Source organism: uncultured Corynebacterium sp., assembly GCF_937999985.1.
In the GTDB taxonomy this organism is placed as follows: domain Bacteria; phylum Actinomycetota; class Actinomycetes; order Mycobacteriales; family Mycobacteriaceae; genus Corynebacterium.
In genome coordinates, this window is sequence record NZ_CALLDG010000150.1 from 1 (window position 1) to 3392 (window position 3392).

At 63.8% G+C, this 3392-nt stretch carries 4 protein-coding genes; all 4 read right to left on the reverse strand.

Features of this window, described 5'->3' with window-relative positions:
- Positions 1-421, reverse strand: a 421-nt coding sequence (locus Q0331_RS07185) for a phosphoenolpyruvate carboxylase (RefSeq protein ID WP_298075722.1), incomplete at its 3' end; no start/stop codon positions are given.
- Between the two features lie 12 nt (positions 422-433).
- Positions 434-1219, reverse strand: a complete 786-nt coding sequence (tpiA, locus tag Q0331_RS07190) for a triose-phosphate isomerase (RefSeq protein WP_298075723.1) — start codon at positions 1217-1219, stop codon at positions 434-436.
- Positions 1220-1313: 94 nt separating this feature from the next.
- Entirely contained in the window at positions 1314-2525 is a 1212-nt protein-coding gene (gene pgk, locus Q0331_RS07195; RefSeq protein WP_298075724.1) for a phosphoglycerate kinase, read from the reverse strand.
- Positions 2526-2699: 174 nt separating this feature from the next.
- Positions 2700-3392 (reverse strand): type I glyceraldehyde-3-phosphate dehydrogenase (locus tag Q0331_RS07200; RefSeq protein ID WP_298075725.1); only part of this gene is annotated, 693 nt, incomplete at its 5' end.

Consider the following 3392-nt stretch of genomic DNA (forward strand, 5'->3'; position numbering starts at 1 on the left):
CCGGCACCTCGCGATTGTGTAGCTCCTGCCATGTGTAGGCAAGTGTGGAGCGTGGCGCGGTGTTGCCGCGGTCCTCTTCGAGGTCGCGCACCCGCTCGACGTACAAGTCTTCCGCCAGGTTGGCCATCAGCGCGAAGTGTGAGAACGCGCGGATGACGTGCAGGGCCTTCTCGGTCGGAAGGGTGTTGAACTGCTCGGCTAGTTGCTCGATGGGCATCTCGCCGTAGCGCAGGTCGAACGCCGCGCTGCGGGTGTTTTCGATGAGGTTGAAGGTGTAGTCGCCCTCCTGCTCGCGGATCACCTCGCCCAAGATGCGCCCCAGGTAGCGGGTATCGTCCCGCACCGTCGGGCTGATCTCGGGGTGGGCAATCTCCTCGGGAGCGACGTGAATTGCGGTGCCGCGGATCGTGTCTTTGCTCATCTCTATCGCTTCTTAGGCGGTTGCCTTAGCTGCTGCTGCAGCCAGGCGGGCGAAGTCTTCGCCGTCTAGTGACGCCCCGCCGACCAGACCGCCATCGACGTCAGACTGGCTGACCAGTTCTCCGACGGAATCAGTCTTCACGGAACCGCCGTAGAGGATCCGGATGCCACCGGCTACCTCCTCGCCCGCCAGCTCTGCGACGAGCTCGCGGATGGCGTGGCAGACTTCCTGCGCATCCTCGGCAGAGGCCACCTTGCCGGTGCCAATGGCCCAGACCGGCTCGTAGGCGATGACCGTCTTGGCCAAATCTTCCGCGGACAAGCCGGCCAGGGAAGCCTTGGCCTGCTCCTTGACGAACTCGACGTGCTCGCCCTTCTCGCGGATGTCCAGCTGCTCGCCGACGCACACGATCGGCTGCAGCTCGTTGTCTAGTGCGGCGCGTGCCTTGGCGGCGACAATCTCGTCGGTCTCCCCGTGGTACTGGCGGCGCTCGGAGTGGCCGACGATAGCCCAGGTGCAGCCGAGCTTCTGCAGCATCGCGCCGGAAACCTCGCCGGTGTAGGCCCCGGAGGCGTGCTGGGAGACGTCCTGGCCGCCGTAGGTGATGGCCAGCTTGTCCCCGTCCACCAAGGTCTGCACGGAGCGGATGTCGGTAAAAGGCGGGATGAAGGCCACGTCAACGGCCTCGTAGTATTCCTTCGGCAGCGCGAAGACGAACTTCTGGACGACCTGCATGGCCTCCAGGTGGTTCAGGTTCATCTTCCAGTTGCCGGCAATCAGGGGCTTGCGTGCGGTCATGAAAGTCTATGCCTCTCTAGTTGTTTCTAGGTCGTTGCTGCTTGGTGTAGTTGCTGCTTGGCGCAGCTGGTACGTGGTGCGAACGTTGGGCTACTTAGCTTTCCAGCACGGAAACGCCGGGCAGTTCCTTGCCCTCCAGGAACTCCAGGGATGCGCCGCCGCCGGTGGAGATGTGAGAGAAGCCCTCCTCGTCCAGCCCCAGGGTGCGTACAGCTGCAGCAGAGTCGCCGCCGCCCACGACCGAGAATGCACCGGCAGCGGTGGCGTCAATAATCGCTTGAGCAACACCGCGCGTACCCTCAGCGAACGCAGGGAACTCGAATACGCCCATCGGGCCGTTCCAGAAGACGGTCTTGGACTTGGAGAGGACCTCGGCGAAGGCCTTGACGGACTCCGGGCCGATGTCCAGACCCATCCAGCCCGTCGGGATGGAATTCAGGTCGACGGTGCGGTGGTCAGCGTCCTTGTCGAAGCGCTCTGCGACCACGACGTCGGTGGGCAGCGCGATGACGTCGCCGAAGCGCTCCAGCAGGTCCTTGCAGGTGTCGATCATGTCTTCCTGCAGCAGGGAGCCGCCGACCTCGTAGCCCTTGGCAGCGAGGAAGGTGAAGCACATGCCGCCGCCGATGATGAGGTTGTCCACGCGCGGGGCGAGAGCCTCGATGACGCCCAGCTTGTCAGAGACTTTGGAGCCACCCAGCACGACGGCGTAGGGCTTCTCCGGGTTCTCCGACACCTTGCGCAACACGTTCAGCTCGGCCTCCACCAGGCCGCCGGCGTAGTGCGGCAGCTTCTTGGCCACGTCGTAGACAGAGGCCTGCTTGCGGTGAACCACGCCGAAGCCGTCGGATACGAAGGCGCCGTTGACGCCGGTCAGGGCTGCCAGCTCGGCGGCAAACTCGGTGCGCTCGGCCTCATCCTTGGAGGTCTCGCGGGCGTCGAAGCGGACGTTTTCCAGCAGCAGAATGTCGCCGTCATCCAGGCCGTTGGCGCGCTCGTGGGCATCTTCGCCGGTGACGTCGGTGGCCAGCGGTACCCACTGGTCCAAACGCTCGGACAGAGCCTCGGCGACAGGAGCCAGGGAGAACTCGTCCTTGAACTCGCCCTTCGGGCGACCCAGGTGGGCGGAGACGACAACGCGGGCGCCGGCTTCCAGCAGAGCCTTCAGCGTCGGGACGGAGGCGTCGATGCGACCCGGATCGGTGATGTTGCCGTCGGACAGCGGGACGTTCAGGTCAGCGCGGACCAGGACGTGACGCCCCTGTACGCCCTCGTTGATCAGATCTTGAACGGTCTTGATGGCCATGGGAAGCTCCTTAAATTTTCTGCTGGGGTTGATTCTTATGGGGTTAAAGCGGGTTTGTTTGAATAAGAGAAAACGGGTCGACTCGATCGGCGCGACGCGCTAACGTGCGGCGATCGGAGCCGAACCCGTCATTGTCCTAAATCGTCCTAAAGGGACTTTCGGCCGGTAAGCGACCTAGAGACGCTCGCCGACGTAGGTGGCCAGGTCGACCAGGCGGCAGGAGTAGCCCCACTCGTTGTCGTACCAGGAGACAACCTTGACCTGGTTGTCGATGACCTTGGTTAGGCCGGAGTCGAAGACGGAGGAGTGCGGGTCGCCGACGATGTCGGTGGAGACCAGCGGAGCGTCGTCGGAGTACTTAGCGATGCCCTTCAGCTCGTTCTCGGCAGCCTTCTTCAGTGCAGCGTTCACGGCCTCGACGGTGACCGGCTTCTCAGCCTCGAAGGTCAGGTCGGTCAGGGAGCCGGTGATAACCGGAACGCGGACTGCGTAGCCGTCCAGCTTGCCCTTCAGCTGCGGCAGAACCAGGGAGACGGCCTTTGCAGCACCGGTGGAGGTCGGAACCAGGTTCACGGCTGCGGCGCGGGCGCGGCGCAGGTCCTTGTGCGGAGCGTCGTGCAGGCGCTGGTCGCCGGTGTAAGCGTGGACGGTGGTCATCAGGCCCTTGACGATGCCGAACTCCTCGTCCAGGGTCTTGGCCAGTGGAGCCAGGCAGTTGGTGGTGCAGGATGCGTTGGAGATGATGTGGTGGTTCTCCGGGTCGTAATCGGTGTGGTTAACACCGACGACGAAAGTTGCGTCCTCGTTCTTCGCCGGAGCGGAGATGATGACCTTCTTGGCGCCAGCCTCGATGTGAGCCTTGGCAGC